Source organism: Stenotrophomonas sp. NPDC077461 (genome assembly GCF_049545475.1).
Classification (GTDB): domain Bacteria; phylum Pseudomonadota; class Gammaproteobacteria; order Xanthomonadales; family Xanthomonadaceae; genus Stenotrophomonas; species Stenotrophomonas nematodicola.
On record NZ_JBMWDO010000002.1, the window covers coordinates 1 to 16,682 of the forward strand.

Consider the following 16,682-nt stretch of genomic DNA (forward strand, 5'->3'; position numbering starts at 1 on the left):
CGGCTGGCCGCAGCCACGGTGGTCTTGCCCTGGATGATCTCAAGGACCAGTGCCGACTTGCGACGGGCCGTCCAACGCTTGATCTCTTCTTCCATCACTTCGCTCATCGGTGTCTCTTTCGGGGAAAGTAACACCTGAGCAGGAAATCAGTGGGTCATTACAGATCCGCAATTGGGGATCTTCCTGAGCGTTGATCCGGTGACGGCGTATGAGCAGCCGGTCGGGCAGTTCAATCGGTATCGGTATGCGAACGGAAATCCGTATAAATTCAGAGATCCGGACGGTCGGATCGTCGAAACCGTGTGGGATGTTGCGAACATCACCTTGGGGGCAACTAGCGCCTATTCAAACTTTAGCGAAGGCAAAATTGGTGCCGGTGTCGTTGATTCGATTGGCGTGGTCGTCGATTCTCTGGCGGCTGCAGTCCCATTCGTGCCAGGAGGCGCTGGGGCAACGATCAAGGCCGTTAGGTTGGCCGAGAACGTGGCCCAAGGCGCCCGGGCTGAAAAGGCCGTAGCCCAGGAACTTGGCGAGAAGGTGGCAGGCGCGCGAGTTACACTGGAAGCATCTACCGGTCAACGAAGCGTGGCGGACATCGTGACGACGGATAGGCGTGTTGTGGAGGTAAAAAGCGGCAATGCTCAATTGAGCCCCGGTCAAAAAGCGGTCAAGGCGGACATTGATGCAGGGCGTCCAGTGACCCCTAGAGGGGCCAACGCGGGAAAAGCGGGGCTTGAGCCAGGAGAAGCGACGCAGATGACGTGCTATGACGTGAAGCGATGCTGATGAGTGCTATTGAACATTGCGATGCGGCCTTCAAGGAGGCTGTTCTGCTCAAGTGCTATGAGGCGCTTGAGGTGGAAGGATTTACGCGCTATCGGAAGCAGGAGGTGGACTGGCCGATGGAGAATGGCTTCCATTGTTGGGTTGGGCTCAATACTAGCTTGGAAAGAGAGTATCTCGATATCAATCCTTTCGTCGGCGTCCATGTAGCGCCGATCATGAAGCTTTATACCTCCCTAAAGGGGCGTAAATACAGCCGAAATATATCCACCTATGCCGTTCACATGGGAGAGCTGGCGCCCCATGAGCAGGCCTTCCGTTTTACGCGGAAAGTGGATGTTGCCGCGCAAGCCACTCGGTTGGCGCGTTTGTATTCTGATGTCGGCTTGTCGTATGCGTTGTCGATCGGCACCTATGAGCGGCTGCTTCCCTTATTGCAAGCGCGTGTACCGATGCTCGGTGCTTATCCGGAACGGGTGGCATGTTGCCTGTATCTGATGGGCCGTAAGGAAGAGGCGAGGCTGTTCGTTGAAGAGTTCCTGCTGGATCATCGAGATTACTTTGAACGCTTCGCCGTTCCGTTCTCGAGGATTTTGAACGGTCAATGACAGCCAAGTCCGTTAGGCAAGCGCCGCACGCCTGCGTGTCCGACAGAGTGCAACTTGAGGTGCAGTGGAGTGAAGCGCCGGGAATGTGCCCTGCGGGTAAGAGAGCAACTGTCCCTTGAAGATGCAGACGCCCGATGCAGTGCATCGGGCGTCTATGGCCGCCTGAAGTCGGGTGTATCGTCCGCCACAGGTATCAGCCTGTGGCGGACGGGTCAGCCGTTCGATGCCTTCAGCAGCAGCGACCGCCGTTCCTCCCGCCGTAGCGGGCCTCCTGCCGCTCGCGGAAGAAGGTCTTGTAGTCCATCGGTTCGCGGTCCGGGTGATTCTCCAGCACGTGCCGCACGTAGTTGTCGTAGTCGGGAATGCCGCAGCACAGCCGCGCGGTCTGCACCAGGCGCAAGAGAGCGAAGTGGCGGCTAAGGGTGTTCGAGGCACACATGCCGAAGTCAATGCAGTGAATGGAGCATAGGCACAAGGGCTTACGCCTACAAGTGTTTCTCCGAGCCGTCCTGCGTGTACAAATTGCCAGGAAGCTAAAAAAAATTGATATACCGATCAGGGACAGGTAGGGATCAATGGAAAGTTTCGACGAGGCAAGACTGTTGCTGGCGACGGAAGGGATGCCGGACTGGAAGAGAGTGGCATTCATGGCGTATTGCTGTGAGCGCATGTTGCCAAATTATCGAAGCTTCCAAGTCGATAGTGGCTATGGCGATCTGGCTCCGATGAGAAAGGCTCTTGATGCTGTGTGGGAGTGGGTCGCACCAAATAATTTGCCGTTGGACTTGGCCGCGCTAGCGTCCGCCTGCGAGCAACAGGCGCCGGATACTGCGGAGTTCTCGTCCATCTACACATCGGCTGCATTGGATGCGGCTACAGCAACAGCGGCGACACTTGAGGCACTTGTAGATGCGGCGGCAAAGAGCCTGATCGAAGTGGCTACTTACGCCAGGGATACGATTGATCTATTCGTTCAAGAGGTAGAGGAGCTTGATCCAAATGCTCCGGACCTGGAGCGCAGGATCATTGAACACACTCTCATGCAATCCGAGTTGCGAACCCAGCGAGAAAGCCTTGCAACGCTGAAAGATACGCATGAAGAGCGAGGCAAGGCCGGAATTGATTTGCGCGCCAGATGGTCGAAGATCGAGCAAGGAAGTTTGTCACCTCTCGTCGTGTGAAGAGAGGTGAACGTATATGACAAGGCCCGCATTTGCGGGCCTTGTCAGTTCTGCGGCTTGCTGTGGCTGACAGGTCAGCCGTTCGGATGCCTTCAGCAGCAGCGACCGCCGTTCCTCCCGCCGTAGCGGGCTTCCTGCCGCTCGCGGAAGAAGGTCTTGTAGTCCATCGGTTCACGGTCCGGATGATTCTCCAGCACGTGCCGCACGTAGTTGTCGTAGTCGGGAATGCCGCAGCACAGCCGTGCGGTCTGCACCAGGCGCCGCCACAGCCGGCGGTGCGCCTGGTACTGGCCGACGGGAACCAGTTCGGTACTCATCACAGGTCCGCCATCTGGTGCGGCTGCAGCGCCACGTACGGGGTTTCCTTGTCGGTACGCACCGGCGAACGGCGCGCCTGCACGATCGTCTTGATCGCGTAGACCAGGATCGAGAACACCACGAACAGGAACAGCACGGTCAGGCCGGTATTGACGTAGGCGTTGACCACGATCTGGTTCATCTGCCCGATGGTCTTGGCCGGTGCGGTGATGGTGCCGGTGGCGATCGCATCCTGGAACTTGTGCGCCTGGGCGAGGAAGCCCTGCGCCGGGTTGCTGTCGAAGATCTTGATGAGCCCGGCGTAGGTGGTGCAGATCAGCAGCCATACCGCCGGCACGGCCGTGACCCAGGCGAAGCGGTCGCGCTTCATCTTGAACAGCACCACTGTGCCCAGCATCAACGCGATCCCCGCCAGCATCTGGTTGGAGATGCCGAACAGCGGCCACAGCGTCTGGATGCCGCCGAACGGATCGACCACGCCGGTGTAGAGCAGGTAGCCCCACAACGCCACACAGCCGCCCGTGGCGATGATGTTGGCCGTCCAGGACTCGGTCTTCTTCAGTGCGGGGATGAAGTTGCCCAGCAGGTCCTGCAGCATGAAGCGGCCCGCACGCGTACCGGCATCCACTGCGGTGAGGATGAACAGCGCCTCGAACAGGATCGCGAAGTGGTACCAGAACGCCATCATCGCGTTGCTGCCGCTGGGGATGGCTTCATGCAGGATCTGCGCGATGCCCACGGCCAGCGTTGGCGCGCCACCGGCGCGGTGCAGGATGGTCGGTTCGCCGATGGCCGCCGCAGTGGCCTGCAGCTGCTCCGGCGTGATCGTGAAGCCCCACGTGTTGGTGATGTAGTGCGCGGCCGATACCGCATCGGCACCGATCACCGCGGCCGGGCTGTTCATCGCGAAGTAGATGCCCGGATCGATGATCGAGGCCGCCACGAGCGCCATCACCGCCACGAACGATTCCATCAGCATGCCGCCGTAGCCGATGTAGCGCATGTGGCGTTCATTGGCCAGCAGCTTGGGCGTGGTGCCCGAGGCGATCAGGGCATGGAAGCCGGAGACCGCGCCGCAGGCGATGGTGATGAACAGGAACGGGAACATGCCGCCCTTCCACACCGGACCGTCGCCGCTGGCCGCGAACTGGGTCAGCGCCGGCATCTTCAGTTCGGGCATGACGATCAGGATGCCGATCGCCAGCGCCACGATGGTGCCGATCTTGAGGAAGGTGGACAGATAGTCGCGCGGGGCCAGCAGCAGCCACACCGGCAGCACCGAGGCGACGAAGCCGTAGCCGATCAGCATCCAGGTGATCTGGATGCCGGTGAAGGTGAAGGCCGGGCCCCACACCGGATCGGCCGCGACCTTGCCGCCGTACCAGATGGCCAGCAGCAGCAGGATCAGGCCGACGATGGAAATCTCGCCGATCTTGCCCGGGCGGATGTAGCGCATGTAGATGCCCATCAGGATCGCGATGGGCATCGTGGCGATTACCGTGAACATGCCCCAGGGGCTTTCCGCCAGCGCCTTGACCACCACCATCGCCAGCACGGCCAGGATGATGATCATGATCAGGAACGCGCCGAACAGGGCGATGGTGCCGGGCACCTGGCCCATTTCCTCACGCACCAGGTCACCCAGCGAACGGCCGTTGCGGCGGCTGGACAGGAACAGGATCATGAAATCCTGCACCGCGCCGGCCAGGACCACGCCGACCACCAGCCACAGCAGGCCGGGCAGGTAGCCCATCTGCGCGGCCAGCACCGGGCCGACCAGGGGGCCGGCGCCGGCGATGGCGGCGAAGTGGTGGCCGAACAGCACGTGCTTGTTGGTCGGGACGTAGTCCAGGCCATCGTTGTTGATCACCGCCGGTGTCGCCCGGGTCGGGTCGAGCTGCATCACCTTGTCGGCGATGAACAGGCTGTAGAAGCGGTACGCGATGAGATAGATGGAGACCGCGGCGACCACGATCCACAAGGCATTGATGTGTTCGCCCCGGCGCAGCGCGACGGTGCCAAGACAGAATGCGCCGAGCAGCGCGAGCGCCGCCCAGCCCAGCTTGGAAAAACCTTTCATGAGTGTGCGTCTCCCTGGAGAACATCGTAAGAGTCCGCCTTGGCACCGACAGGGTCAATGCGAAGACGGGGGCGTGCCGCTAGTACTTTGGTCGTAGGTCGCAACGCGGGCGGCGTGGGGATGCGGACAGCGGCAGCGGTCATGCGCGCGGCCTGCACGGTGGGCGCACGCCACCACTGGAACAATCGGTTGCGGGCGTGGCGGTTGGCGGCAGCGGGCGCGGCGCCCATGTTGTATCCCGTCCCCACCCGTCGGAGTCGACATGAGCAGCCCCAACCCCGTGCGCGTGCTGCGCACCATCCGTGGCATGGCCACCTCCGATGGCGCCGGCGTGCGCCTGACGCGCGTGATCGGCGGGCCGTCGCTGCCCGACCTGGATCCGTTCCTGCTGCTGGATGAATTCGGCACCGATCGCGCCGAGGACTACATCGCCGGCTTCCCGAGCCACCCGCACCGTGGCTTCGAGACCGTGACCTATATGCTCGATGGACGCATGCGGCACAAGGACAACCACGGCAACGAGGGGCTGCTGACTCCCGGCAGCGTGCAATGGATGACCGCCGGGCGCGGCTTGGTGCATTCGGAAATGCCCGAACAGGAATCCGGCCAGATGCGCGGCTTCCAGCTGTGGGTGAACCTGCCGGCGCGCGACAAGATGACCGACCCGAAGTACCAGGAGTTCGCGCCCGAGCGCATTCCGGTGGCGCAGCCGGCCGACGGCGTGCAGGTGAAGGTGATCGCCGGGCAGGTCGGCGACGTGACCGGGCCGATCGTCCAGCCGGCGACCGATCCGGTGTACCTGGACATCACCCTCGGCGCCGATGCCGGTTGGTCGTACGATCTGCCGGATGGGCACAGCGCCTTCGCGTACGTCTTCGAAGGCGGGCTGACGGTCGGGCAGGGCGAGGATGCGCGGCCGGTGGCACGCCAGGAGCTGGCGGTGCTCGGCGGCGGCGAGCGCCTGGACCTCCAGGCCGGTGCCGACGGCGCGCGGCTGATCCTGGTGGCGGGCCGGCCGCTGCGTGAGCCGGTGATGCGCCACGGGCCGTTCGTGATGAACACCCGCCAGGAGCTGATGCAGGCCTTTGTGGACTTCCAGGAAGGCCGTTTCTGAGCTCCTGACACCCGGAAGCGGACGGTGACGCCGAGCCTGGCTCGGCGGCTGCTGCACCGTCAGCGCCCCGCGGCAACCGCCGTCGGCGTCAGGTTCATGCCTTGGGTGAGCGACTGCAGCGTGCCCAGTTCCTGCGCGTTGTCGGCATACAGCGCGATCTGCGCATAGCGGTTCTTGTCGAACTTCACCACCGCCACGCGGCGGGTGTCGTAGCCCGGCGGTTTCTGGCCGCCCAGGTCCGGCTGGTACCAGTACATCGACTCGCCGGCGAAACCGCCTTTTTCCTGGCGCAGCGTACGGGTCAGGGTGAGCGCGGGATCGCGCGCACTGAGAATCAGGCTCAGCACCTCGCGTCCATCGGCGGTGCTGGCCTTGCACAGCATGAAGTCGGACTGTGCCTGCTGATGCCATTGCAGGCCGCTGCCGGCAGGCAGCGAAGGACACTCGGACGGCGATTGCGCCCATGCCACGGCGGCGGACGACAACAGGCTCAGGCATACAGCGGCGCGCAGGACGTTCATGCTTTCCCCCAGGGTCGGAATGGCCGGGTCCGCGTCAGGCAGGCGCGATCCGGTGGCCGCGGAAACCCAGGCCGATGGCTGCGCATATCCCCATGCGCGTCCCGGAGGCGCCAGCCGTCAGGTGACGGACTGGTGATTCGGACGGTAGCGGAATGTGATTCGATCTACAAATATCAGTTTCAAATGAATGTGAATCCGCAGTGCGGCGTGCCCTATCGGGCAGGCCGTGGCGGCCTGCCCGTCGCCCCGCTCAGCGCGGCTCCGCGCCGATCCATTTGTAGGCCACGCCGCCGATCAGGCCGCCCAGCACCGGGGCCAGCCAGAACAGCCACAGCTGCCCGACCGCGCCACTGCCGGCGAAGAAGGCCACGGCCGTGGATCGCGCCGGGTTCACCGAGGTATTGGTGACCGGAATGCTGATCAGGTGGATCAGCGTCAACGCCAGGCCGATCGCGATCGGGGCGAACCCGGCCGGTGCCCGGCCATGCGTGGACCCCATGATCACGATCAGGAACACCGCCGTCAGCACCACCTCGCACAGGAAGGCGGCCGCCACGCTGTACCCGCCAGGCGACAGTGCACCGTACCCGTTGCTGGCGAATGCACCGGCCTGGCTGCCATCGATGGCGAAGCCGGGTGCGCCCGAGGCGATCTGCAGCAGAATGACGCCCGCCAGCAGGCCACCGAGCACCTGGGCGACGATGTAAGGCACCAGGTCGCGCGCCGGAAAGCGGCCGCCGGCCCAGAGGCCGATGCTGACGGCCGGGTTGAAGTGCGCGCCGGACACATGGCCGAACGCATAGGCCCCGGTCAGCACGGTCAGGCCGAAGGCCAGCGCCACGCCGAGAAACCCGATGCCGAGGGGATTGCCGTCACCGCCGAACGTGGCCGCCAGTACCGCACTTCCACAACCACCCAGCACCAGCCAGAACGTGCCGAGGAACTCGGCCGCAAGTCGCTTGCCCATGCTCATCGATGTCTCCACGCGGTCTGCCCGGGATGGGCAGGCAGACCGTAGCTGAATCGATGTTCATCGGTGTGAGTGTGGCGTCAACGTGCCGACGAACGGCAGGGTCAGGCCTGCGGCAGGGGAATGAACTCTTTGTCGTCGCCGGGAATGGTGCCGAAGGCGCCGGCTTCCCAGTCGTGCTTGGCCTGCTCCAGGCGCTCCTTGGAACTGGAGACGAAGTTCCACCACAGGTGGCGCGGGCCATCCAGCGGTTCGCCGCCCATCAGCATCGCCTTGACCGGGGTCTTGGCGCGCAGGCGGCCGCGTGCGCCCGGTTCGGGCAGGATCAGGTGCTGGGCCGGCACGTCCACGCCGTCCAGCTGCGCCTCGCCTTCGAGGATGTACAGCGAGCGCTCCACGTGGCCGGTATCCAGATCGATCTCGCCGTCCGGGTCCAGGTCGATGGCCACGTTGAGGGTGTCGCTGAACACCTTCACCGGCGACTCCTCGCCGTACGCACGCCCGGCGATCACGCGCAGCCAGGCACCGTTGCGGCGCTGCTGGGGCAGGGTGGCGGCGGCATGGTGATGGAAGGCCGGGTCCGTTTCTTCGGCGCTCCTGGGCAGCGCGATCCAGGTCTGCATGCCGTGCAGCGGATGGTCGTGTTCGCGCTCCACCGGCGGGGTGCGCTCGGAGTGGGCGATGCCGCGGCCGGCGGTCATCCAGTTGACGTCGCCGGGACGGATCACCTGGTCCGAGCCGAGCGTGTCGCGGTGGCCGATGGCGCCGGACCACAGAAAGGTGACTGTGGCCAGGCCGATATGCGGATGCGGGCGCACATCGATGCCGGTACCGGCGCCCATGACGGCCGGCCCCATCTGGTCGACGAAGACGAACGGGCCGACGCTGCGCGCCTGGATGCTGGGCACGGCGCGGCGTACCTGCAGGCCGCCAATGTCGTGCACGCGGGGGGCGATGATGGTGGTCATGCGGGCGATCTCGCTGGCGGAAGTGAAAAGCAAGAATGTCACATGACGCTAACGACTTTGCGCTCTATGTAGGTAACAGCATGTTCCAACGAAGGGATCCAGATTTTTTGGTTGAAATATGAGGCTGGGGGAGCAATTTTGGCCGAAACCAGCGTTTCTGGTAAATAAAAACGCAGCGGCTTTGGGCTTGCCCATACATCCGGCTGGCGGATGTATGGGCCCTGCGAAGCAGTGGCGCGCAAACTGCGTTCACCCATGCTGACGCTGCCAACCACACGTTTTTGTGCGCCGTACCTGTCCCTTCAGCGCTTTTGGCGATAGTGTGTGGCGGGGGTTATTGCTCTCGTTGTGTCAACTGGATTAGGCTGCTTTCTCGACTTTATCAAAGCAGTGGTTGCATAGTCCTTGCTTGACGTAAGCTAAATGGTTGGTGTCAATTGGCCTGTTACAGGAAGGGCATGGGAATGCCTCGCCAACACTGAGTAGAAATTGAGAGAAGAATTTGTCCTCAAGAGATATTCGCCTTATATCTCTGAGGTCCTTTACACTTAGTCCCTCAAGGACTGAGGAGTCAAGTTTGCTTTTTTGTATGTTTAAGGAATTGTGGCATCCATAATCAATTGAGTAGACGTTGTAAACAACGCCTGCATGATCTTTGTGAGAATAGCCGCTTCTCCTTAAATGCATTACTCTAAAGTCGATCAAATTTTGTATGTGCTTATTTTGTGCGTACTTCTCGGGAAGCAGGAAGTGCATGGACTTCTTGACTCCAACGATTTCATGGACGATCGCTTCCAGTAGTTGGCGCTCTACTGGATGTTTGTCGACCTGTTCCTTCTTATCTGACTCATACCACTCAAGGTTGGCTGATCGCAAATCCTTAACTGAAATTCGGCTTGATGAAGATCCGGAAAGAAGGAATTTGTCGTATGAGTTGAGGAATAGATTCATGAAGTCGCGGGGGACGCCCGCGCACGCAATTAGTATCTCATTCAGTGCGACATTTGCAAAGAATATATTGATGAGGCTTGCGTCGGATTTTTTTGAGTCCGCAAGAATATCTTTTACGGCATTTTCGTCAATTGCGCGAAGGTGTCGAAGAAGTAGGTCATTGAAAAAATCGCGAGTCTGGGCTCTGTTGACCTCAAACACGTAGCGCATGTCCAGGGGGTAGCTTGAAATATCGCCTCCATCTTCAAGGCCAACAAATTTCTTCTCGGTTTTTATGCCAAGGTTGGTTCGATTTGGAATGGCGGCGATCTTTACGGATACCGAGATCGCTGAAAAGTTCTTTTTGATTAGCTCAGCAAGCATGAGCTGTGTTGGCAGTGCTATCTCAGACCATTCGTCAAGCAGGATTGTGATTCGGTTTAGGTCTAGATTGTCTATCAGGCGATCGATTTCATTTGATACTTCCAGCACCGAGATGTACTTGTCTTGAGAGACATCTTGCTGCCGAGATTTCTCTCCCTTTCCGGTCGCGGAAAGCGAGGGCGATCGTCCGAGTTTCGCCTCTAGACCTAGGCTTTGAACTTCTCCAACTGACACTCGAAGTTTGCGGGGTTTCGTATACTCCCGCCCATCAAACTCGAGGTATATCTTTTTGATTCCCTCTTCGACCTTAACTCTTTTTGAGTTCAGAATCTGAGTGTTCTTCTCGTCAAATTCATTGATATCAAACAGTCTCGGGATGGCGCTGGCGCACTCATAAGCCACGTCTTGAACTACATGTTTGAATATCAATATCGAATCGACATCAGGATCCTGTGAGTCCGACGAGAGGACTGGAATTATTCTTCTAAGATCAATGTAGACAGGCAGATTTCTGTCGTTGTCAATGCGCTCCAATATGCGCTCTTTCAACGCTCTAAGGAGGTGGGTTTTTCCGGATCCCCTGCGCCCGTAAATAACTGTGTTATTAATATTGTCGATGTTCTCTACATTTTCTACGCCCGAGTAAAGGTCGAGATAGCTTGAGTAGCTAATGTTCTCGGCGCGGATATTGTTTGCCAGGTTCTTTGCGCAAGCTCGTATCCGTTTTTCGCGTAAAACAGCCATGTCAGGTCGTACTCCTTGGTTGGCGGGTAAGGCGGTTTTTGCCTACCTGTTTGCTCGTCTTTGCGATTTTCCGCTATCTAGATGTTACACATGGAGGCGACTTTTGCCTACTCAATGCGACTGGCGCTTCTGTTTTTAGAAAAGTCGACAGGGACGTCCTTGCGATGCGAGGTTTCATGGGCAAAATGGAGGTGCAACTGGATGGAGGGGGCTAGCTTTGATCTTCCTAATCGTCCTAGTCGTTCGCTTTTGGATTGATCTACTTCTGCCTGATCAGTTTTGACCAAGATCAATCATCATGTTCTTCTTTGGTGTGGCGCCGGGTGGACGCTTATTGGTGCGTGGTCAAAGGCGGTTGTAGGGTTTTAGTGGTCATAGAATTCGTTAACTCGGCGCCGTTAGTCTGGTGGCCGCTCGTCGATTGGGTGCTTTCCCGCCCTCCAAAGGAGGAGTCACTAACAACAACGCCACCTTACGGTGGCGTTGTTGTGTCATGCGTTCGAAAAACCTTAAATCACCGGCTCGCGCAGCACCGCATCGTCCCAGCCCGGGCGCGGTGCGAAACGGTCGCCGTAACGCTGCTGCAGCGCCTTCAGGCGTTCCACCAGCACATCGGCGCCGGTGGCGCGGATGTACTGGATCGGGCCGCCGCGGAACGGGGCGAACCCGGTGCCGAAGATCACGCCCGCATCGAGCAGGTCGGCGTCGGCGACCACGCCTTCGTGCAGGCAGGCCACGGCTTCATTGAGCAGCGGCAGGATCAGGCGGTCCTCAAGGTCGGCAGGCACTGCGTAGCCCGCCGGCACGTCCGGCTTCTGCGCGCGGCCGTTCTCCCACTTGTACAGGCCCTGGCCATCCTTCTTGCCGCGCTTGCCCTGTTCAACGGTCTGCAGGGCGGCGGGAATCTGCAGGCCCAGGAACGGTGCCAGTTCCTTGCCCACGCCGGCGGCCACGTCGAGACCGACGGTGTCGAGCAGTTCGATCGGGCCCATCGGCATGCCGAACTTCACCGCCGCCTTGTCCAGCACCGGCCCGGGAACGCCTTCGGCGTAGGCGGTGGCGGCTTCGAGCATGTACGGGAACAGCACGCGGTTGACCAGGAAGCCGGGCGTGCCGGCCACCGGCACCGGGAACTTGCCCAGCGCCTTGCAGAACGACGCCAGCCGGCGCTCGGTTTCCGGGGCCATGCCGTCGTGGTGGATGATCTCCACCAGCGGCATCTGCGCCACCGGGTTGAAGTAGTGCAGGCCGGCGAACTGGGCCGGGCGCTGGATGTGGTCGCGCAGTTCCACCAACGGAATGGAGGATGTGTTGGTGGTCAGCAGTGCGTCGGCCTTCATCGTCGGCTCGAGCGTCTGGTACAGGCTGCGCTTGGCGTCGGCATCTTCGATGATCGCTTCGATCACCAGGTCGGCCACGGCCACGCCGTCGCCGGCCAGGTCGGCCTTGAGCCGCGCGGCCACGGCCGGGCGCTTGCTCTCGTCCTTCACCTTCCTGGCGAACAGCGCCTGCGCGCGTTCCATCGCCGGGTCGATGAAACGCTGTTCGCGGTCCTGCAGGGTCACGTTGAAGCCCTTGTAGGCCGACCACGCGGCGATGTCGCCGCCCATCACGCCTGCGCCGACCACGTGCACATGGGTGATGCCGTGGTCCTTGCCGCCCAGCGCCTTCAGCCGCTCGGTCAGGAAGTAGATGCGGATCAGGTTGCGCGCGGTCGGGGTGCTGGCCAGTTTGACCACAGCACGGCGCTCGGCGTCCAGGCGGGTCTGGATCGGGCTGCCGCCGGCGCGCGCCCAGGTGTTGATCAGCGCGTAGGGCGCCGGGTAGTGCTCCTTGCGGGCCTTGCGCGCGACCTGCTTGGCCATCTGCGGGGCCAGCAGCCTGCGTGCCAGCCAGGTGTTGGTCGCCCAGGCGGTCGCGCGCTGCTTGAACGGGCGGGTCGTGCCGGTCAGCGCCAGCGCCACGGCGGTATCGAGCAGCACGGCCGGTGCCACCACCTTGTCGACCAGACCGATGTTGCGCGCAGCCGACGCCGACAGGTTGCGGCCGGTCAGCATCATGTCCATCGCCGCCGGCGCGCCCACCAGCTGCGGCAGGCGTGCACTGCCGCCCCAGCCCGGGAAGATGCCCAACTGGGTTTCCGGCAGGCCGATCCGGGTGGAGGGGTCGTTGGAGGCCACCCGGTAGCGGCAGGCAAGCGCCAGCTCGGTGCCGCCGCCCAGGCAGTGGCCGTGGATCGCCGCCACGGTCGGGCAGGGCAGCTCGGCCAGCTTCTGGTAGGTGCTCTGGCCGCGGCGGATCGCGTCATTGACGGTACCGCGCCGGTCGAACTCCTGGAACTCCTTCAGGTCCGCACCGGCGATGAAGCCGGCCGCCTTGATCGACTGGATCACCACCGCCTTGGGCGGGTCGATGGCGATGCGCTCGATCAGGTCGCCCAGTTCCAGCAGCACGTCCTGCGACATGGCGTTGACGCTGCTGTCCTGGCGGTCGAGGCTGAGCACCACGACACCATCGTCACGGATCTGCGGGTGCCAATGTGAGAAGCGGAGCCCATCGAAGCCTGAGAGCATGGGACGTTCCATCCGGTTGTGTATGGAGAAGGGGGCTATGATCCAGAGGTTGTTTCCTCCCCGTCAAATCCCTATAGCTGGGGGGAGAACGACCGCCGGTTCACTGCCTGGATCGGAAACCTTAACGGAACGGTGGTTAAAAGCTGGTGCGGCGTCGTTGATCGGTCGCTGAACTTTTCCCGGGATTGGCAGTCTCATTGCCCGACGTCGGTTGGGCTGACAGGAGTGCGGCCCCCAATGGCCGAGGTTGAAACACCACAGGAGCTGGACCTGGAACTGGTCCGGCGCGTGCAGCGCGGCGAAAGTGCGGCGTTCGATGTCCTGGTGCGCAAGTACCAGCACCGGATCGTCGCCCTGATCGGGCGCTACATCGCCGACTGGAGTGAATGTCAGGACGTGGCCCAGGACACTTTCGTCCGCGCGTATCGCGCGATCGGCAGTTTCCGTGGCGACGCCCAGTTCTATACCTGGTTGCACCGGATCGCCGTGAACACTGCCAAAAACCATCTCGCCGCCCACAACCGCCGCCCGCCCACCGATGACATCGACATCGGGGACGCCGAGCAGTACGACAGCGGCACCCGCCTGCGCGACACCGACACGCCCGAGCGCGAACTGATGCGCCAGGAGCTGGAACAGACGGTGATGAAGGCGGTGGCGGCATTGCCGGAGGAACTGCGTTCGGCCATCACCCTGCGCGAGGTGGATGGCATGAGTTACGAGGAAATCGCGCAGAAGATGGGGTGCCCGATCGGCACCGTGCGGTCGCGGATTTTCCGCGCCCGCGAAGCCATCGACACTGAACTTCGGCCGCTGCTGGATATCGGCAGCGCCACCCGCGAGAAGAACCGCGTATGACCCCCAAGATGCCTACCCCTGGAAACGCCGGCACCCCGCCGGACAAACTCGATGCCCACAACCGGCAGCAGCTGTCGGCGCTGATCGACGGCGAACTGTCGGCCGATGAGGCGCGCTTCATGCTGCGCCGGCTGGAACACGACGAGGCGCTGTCCGGCTGTCACGAACGCTGGCAGTTGCTGGGCGATGTGCTGCGTGGGCAGGCCTGCGCGCCGGCGCCGCAGGCGTTCGCCGAGCGCATCCGCGTGGCGGTGGCTGCCGAGCCGCGACCGCAGCCGCAGCCGGCTGCCGCGCCGGCCACGGTGCGTCGCAGCGGCTGGCGTCGGTGGGGCGGCGGCGCTGCCCTGGCCGCGTCGGTGGCGGCGGTGGCCATGTTCATGACCCGCGAGCAGCTGCCCGGCGAGACCCCGCCGCCCGCGCCGACCACGGTGATCGCCAGCCAGGCCGAGCTGCCGCCGGCGCCGCCCGCCGCCCCGGTCGCCCCGGCCGATGCCGCCCTGGCCGTGGCCGCCGCGCCCGCCGCTGCGGTCGCGGCGGCCAGCCGCCGACAGGACGTGGCGGCCGCGCGCCGCAACAGCGCCACCCGTACCCAGCAGGCCGCGCGCGGTGCGCTTGAGCGCAGTGCCGAGCCGCAGCGCGCTGTCGCCGCCAGCCCCCTGCCGGTAGTGCCGGCTGCGGCCGCGCGCGCCTATCCCTTCGGTGACGTCGGCAGTCTGCAGGCCAAGCCCTGGCCACGCTCCACGCTGGCCCCGGCCGGTGGCGGTGCACTCAATGCCAGCTTCTCCACGCAGGAGCCACGCGCCGCGTTCTATCCCTTCGAGCCGCGCCTGCAGGAGGCCGAACCGGCCGTGCCGGCCAGCCGCAGCCATCGCGACTGAGCCGCGTGGCATCCCGATGTTCGCGCTGCGGCCGTACGGCCGCAGCGTCCCTCTCCCTTTCTTCCTGACCCGGAGGCTCGCGTCTGATGACCCCTCGCATGCGTAAGCAGGCTCTGTCCCTGCTGGCCCTGTCCCTGACTCTTCCCCTCGGGGCATGTGCCCAGTCGCCGTCCCCGACCGCGCCGGTCGCCGCGGCCCCGGCCGCGGCGCCGCGCGCGCCGGCCCCGCAGCTGGTCAGCGGACTGCCGGACTTCACCCACCTGGTCGAACAGGTCGGGCCCGGCGTGGTCAACGTCGAGACCACCATCGTGCGCAACAACCGCGCGGCCCGTGCGATGGGCCCCGGCGATGAGGACATGCCCGAATTCTTCCGCCGCTTCTTCGGTCCCGACTTCCAGATGCCCGGCCAGCCGGGCGGGCAGGGCGAGGCCCCCCGCGGGCGTGGCATGGGCTCGGGCTTCATCATCTCGGCCGACGGCTATGTGCTGACCAACTACCACGTGGTCGCCGATGCCAGTGAAGTGAAGGTCAAGCTGGGCGACCGCCGCGAGTTCACCGCCAAGGTGATCGGCAGCGACCAGCAGTACGATGTGGCCCTGCTCAAGATCGACGCCAGGAACCTGCCGACCGTGCGGGTGGGCGATTCCAATACGCTCAAGCCGGGTCAGTGGGTGGTTGCGATCGGCTCGCCGTTCGGCCTGGACCACTCGGTCACGGCCGGCGTGGTCAGCGCGGTCGGCCGCAGCACCGGCGGTCCGGACCAGCGCTACGTGCCGTTCATCCAGACCGACGTGGCGATCAACCAGGGCAATTCGGGCGGCCCGCTGCTCAACACCCGCGGTGAAGTGGTCGGCATCAACTCGCAGATCTTCTCCGCCTCGGGCGGCTACATGGGCATCAGCTTCGCGATCCCGATCGACCTGGCGATGGGCGCTGTCGAGCAGATCAAGACCTCCGGCCGGGTGAGCCGTGGCCAGCTGGGGGCCGTGGTCGAGCCGATCGACGGGTTGAAGGCGCAGGGCCTGGGCCTGCCCGACAGCCGTGGTGCGCTGGTCAACCAGATCGTGCCCGGCAGTGCGGCGGCCAAGGCCGGCGTGGAAATCGGCGACGTCATCCGCTCCGTCAACGGCAGCATGGTCAATGCCTGGTCGGATCTGCCGCCGGCGATCGGTGCGCTGCCGCCGGGCAGCAAGGTGCGCCTGGGCGTCGTGCGCGATGGCAAGGAGCGCGAGCTCACCGCCACCCTGACCGAACTGGCCGAGGACGCCGAGCGCGCCAGCAGCCGTCCGGCGACGGCCGACGCGGCCACGCCGCAGACCGGTGCCAACGCCCTGCTGGGCCTGGAGGTGATCGACCTGACCGCGGCCCAGCGCAAGCAGCTGGGCCTGGAGTCCGGTGAAGGCGTGCGCATCACCCGGGTGACCGGCCAGGCCGCGCGGGACGCGCAGCTGTCGCAGGGCATGGTGATCCTGCAGGTCGGGCGTACCCCGGTCGGCAGCGTGGCGGCACTGGATCGCCAGCTGTCGGGCTACAAGAAGGGTGACGTGGTGATGCTGCTGGTCCGCACCGGCGCCGGCAACAGCGCGTTCGTGGCGATCAAGACGGGGCAGTAACCCCCGCCACTGCTGCGTTTCCGGGCCCGCTTCGGCGGGCCCGGTCGTTTCTGGCCGGCATTGGCGACAATCGGACGTAGGCCCACGCGGGAGCCGGCCGGCCATGCGATAATGTGTCGTTATCCTGACGACGCGACGCGCCGCCGCCACCTATGTCCT

The 16,682-nt window shown here is 63.4% G+C and carries 16 protein-coding genes and 1 pseudogene; 7 read left to right on the plus strand and 10 right to left on the minus strand.

The window, feature by feature from the left end; all coding sequences use genetic code 11:
• Positions 1-107 (minus strand): annotated as a pseudogene (locus tag ACPEH8_RS04555) (DUF1153 domain-containing protein); the annotation flags it as partial.
• A 64-nt stretch (positions 108-171) separates the two neighbouring features.
• On the opposite strand from ACPEH8_RS04555, the gene ACPEH8_RS04560 reads away from it, so the two are divergent.
• A complete protein-coding gene (locus ACPEH8_RS04560) occupies positions 172-786 on the plus strand; it encodes a polymorphic toxin type 10 domain-containing protein (RefSeq protein WP_423666168.1) in 615 nt (204 codons plus the stop codon).
• Positions 786-1,391, plus strand: a complete 606-nt coding sequence (locus ACPEH8_RS04565; protein WP_262072269.1) for a hypothetical protein — start codon at positions 786-788, stop codon at positions 1,389-1,391. Before ACPEH8_RS04560 ends, ACPEH8_RS04565 begins: the two co-directional genes overlap by 1 nt.
• A 229-nt stretch (positions 1,392-1,620) precedes the next feature.
• On the opposite strand, the gene ACPEH8_RS04570 is transcribed toward ACPEH8_RS04565, so the two are convergent.
• Positions 1,621-1,830, minus strand: a complete 210-nt coding sequence (locus ACPEH8_RS04570) for a YbdD/YjiX family protein (protein ID WP_262072268.1) — start codon at positions 1,828-1,830, stop codon at positions 1,621-1,623.
• A 136-nt stretch (positions 1,831-1,966) separates the two neighbouring features.
• On the opposite strand from ACPEH8_RS04570, the gene ACPEH8_RS04575 reads away from it, so the two are divergent.
• Positions 1,967-2,572 carry a DUF416 family protein gene (locus ACPEH8_RS04575; RefSeq protein ID WP_423666170.1) on the plus strand — a complete coding sequence of 202 codons (606 nt, stop codon included), beginning with the start codon at positions 1,967-1,969 and terminating at the stop codon, positions 2,570-2,572.
• Positions 2,573-2,664: 92 nt separating this feature from the next.
• Here ACPEH8_RS04575 and ACPEH8_RS04580 read toward each other — a convergent pair whose 3' ends face one another.
• Both ACPEH8_RS04580 and ACPEH8_RS04585 read right to left on the minus strand, forming a co-directional pair.
• On the minus strand, positions 2,665-2,889 hold the full coding sequence (locus tag ACPEH8_RS04580) for a YbdD/YjiX family protein (protein ID WP_136003113.1): 225 nt from the start codon (positions 2,887-2,889) through the stop codon (positions 2,665-2,667).
• A complete protein-coding gene (locus tag ACPEH8_RS04585) occupies positions 2,889-4,970 on the minus strand; it encodes a carbon starvation CstA family protein (RefSeq protein ID WP_423666172.1) in 2,082 nt (693 codons plus the stop codon). The genes ACPEH8_RS04580 and ACPEH8_RS04585 overlap by 1 nt, the downstream gene beginning before the upstream one ends.
• 262 nt (positions 4,971-5,232) lie before the next feature.
• Between ACPEH8_RS04585 and ACPEH8_RS04590 the strand changes: the two genes are divergently transcribed.
• The gene (locus ACPEH8_RS04590; RefSeq protein WP_423666174.1) at positions 5,233-6,084 is read left to right on the plus strand and encodes a pirin family protein; all 852 of its coding nucleotides are present in this window, start codon (positions 5,233-5,235) and stop codon (positions 6,082-6,084) included.
• 59 nt (positions 6,085-6,143) lie between these two features.
• Here the strand turns inward: ACPEH8_RS04590 and ACPEH8_RS04595 are convergent, their stop codons facing one another.
• The 6 genes from ACPEH8_RS04595 to ACPEH8_RS04620 form a co-directional block, all read right to left on the minus strand.
• Positions 6,144-6,605: a hypothetical protein gene (locus ACPEH8_RS04595; RefSeq protein WP_166473317.1), complete on the minus strand. Its 462-nt coding sequence runs from the start codon at positions 6,603-6,605 to the stop codon at positions 6,144-6,146.
• Between the two features lie 250 nt (positions 6,606-6,855).
• Positions 6,856-7,578, minus strand: a complete 723-nt coding sequence (aqpZ, locus tag ACPEH8_RS04600; protein ID WP_287252721.1) for an aquaporin Z — start codon at positions 7,576-7,578, stop codon at positions 6,856-6,858.
• A gap of 101 nt (positions 7,579-7,679) precedes the next feature.
• Positions 7,680-8,543: a pirin family protein gene (locus tag ACPEH8_RS04605; protein ID WP_423666327.1), complete on the minus strand. Its 864-nt coding sequence runs from the start codon at positions 8,541-8,543 to the stop codon at positions 7,680-7,682.
• A 38-nt stretch (positions 8,544-8,581) separates the two neighbouring features.
• Positions 8,582-8,800: a hypothetical protein gene (locus ACPEH8_RS04610; RefSeq protein WP_423666176.1), complete on the minus strand. Its 219-nt coding sequence runs from the start codon at positions 8,798-8,800 to the stop codon at positions 8,582-8,584.
• 103 nt (positions 8,801-8,903) lie between these two features.
• The gene (locus ACPEH8_RS04615) at positions 8,904-10,601 is read right to left on the minus strand and encodes a hypothetical protein (RefSeq protein WP_423666178.1); all 1,698 of its coding nucleotides are present in this window, start codon (positions 10,599-10,601) and stop codon (positions 8,904-8,906) included.
• Positions 10,602-11,110: 509 nt separating this feature from the next.
• Positions 11,111-13,174: a 3-hydroxyacyl-CoA dehydrogenase NAD-binding domain-containing protein gene (locus ACPEH8_RS04620; protein WP_153165227.1), complete on the minus strand. Its 2,064-nt coding sequence runs from the start codon at positions 13,172-13,174 to the stop codon at positions 11,111-11,113.
• A 237-nt stretch (positions 13,175-13,411) separates the two neighbouring features.
• Here ACPEH8_RS04620 and rpoE point away from each other — a divergent pair, with 237 nt between their 5' ends.
• From rpoE to ACPEH8_RS04635, 3 genes are all read left to right on the plus strand, one after another.
• Positions 13,412-14,032 carry an RNA polymerase sigma factor RpoE gene (gene rpoE / locus ACPEH8_RS04625; RefSeq protein ID WP_423666180.1) on the plus strand — a complete coding sequence of 207 codons (621 nt, stop codon included), beginning with the start codon at positions 13,412-13,414 and terminating at the stop codon, positions 14,030-14,032.
• 8 nt (positions 14,033-14,040) lie between these two features.
• Positions 14,041-14,910, plus strand: coding sequence for a sigma-E factor negative regulatory protein (locus ACPEH8_RS04630; protein ID WP_423666182.1), 870 nt, complete (start codon positions 14,041-14,043; stop codon positions 14,908-14,910).
• A gap of 86 nt (positions 14,911-14,996) precedes the next feature.
• The gene (locus ACPEH8_RS04635) at positions 14,997-16,523 is read left to right on the plus strand and encodes a DegQ family serine endoprotease (protein ID WP_136003121.1); all 1,527 of its coding nucleotides are present in this window, start codon (positions 14,997-14,999) and stop codon (positions 16,521-16,523) included.
• Positions 16,524-16,682: the final 159 nt, after the last annotated feature.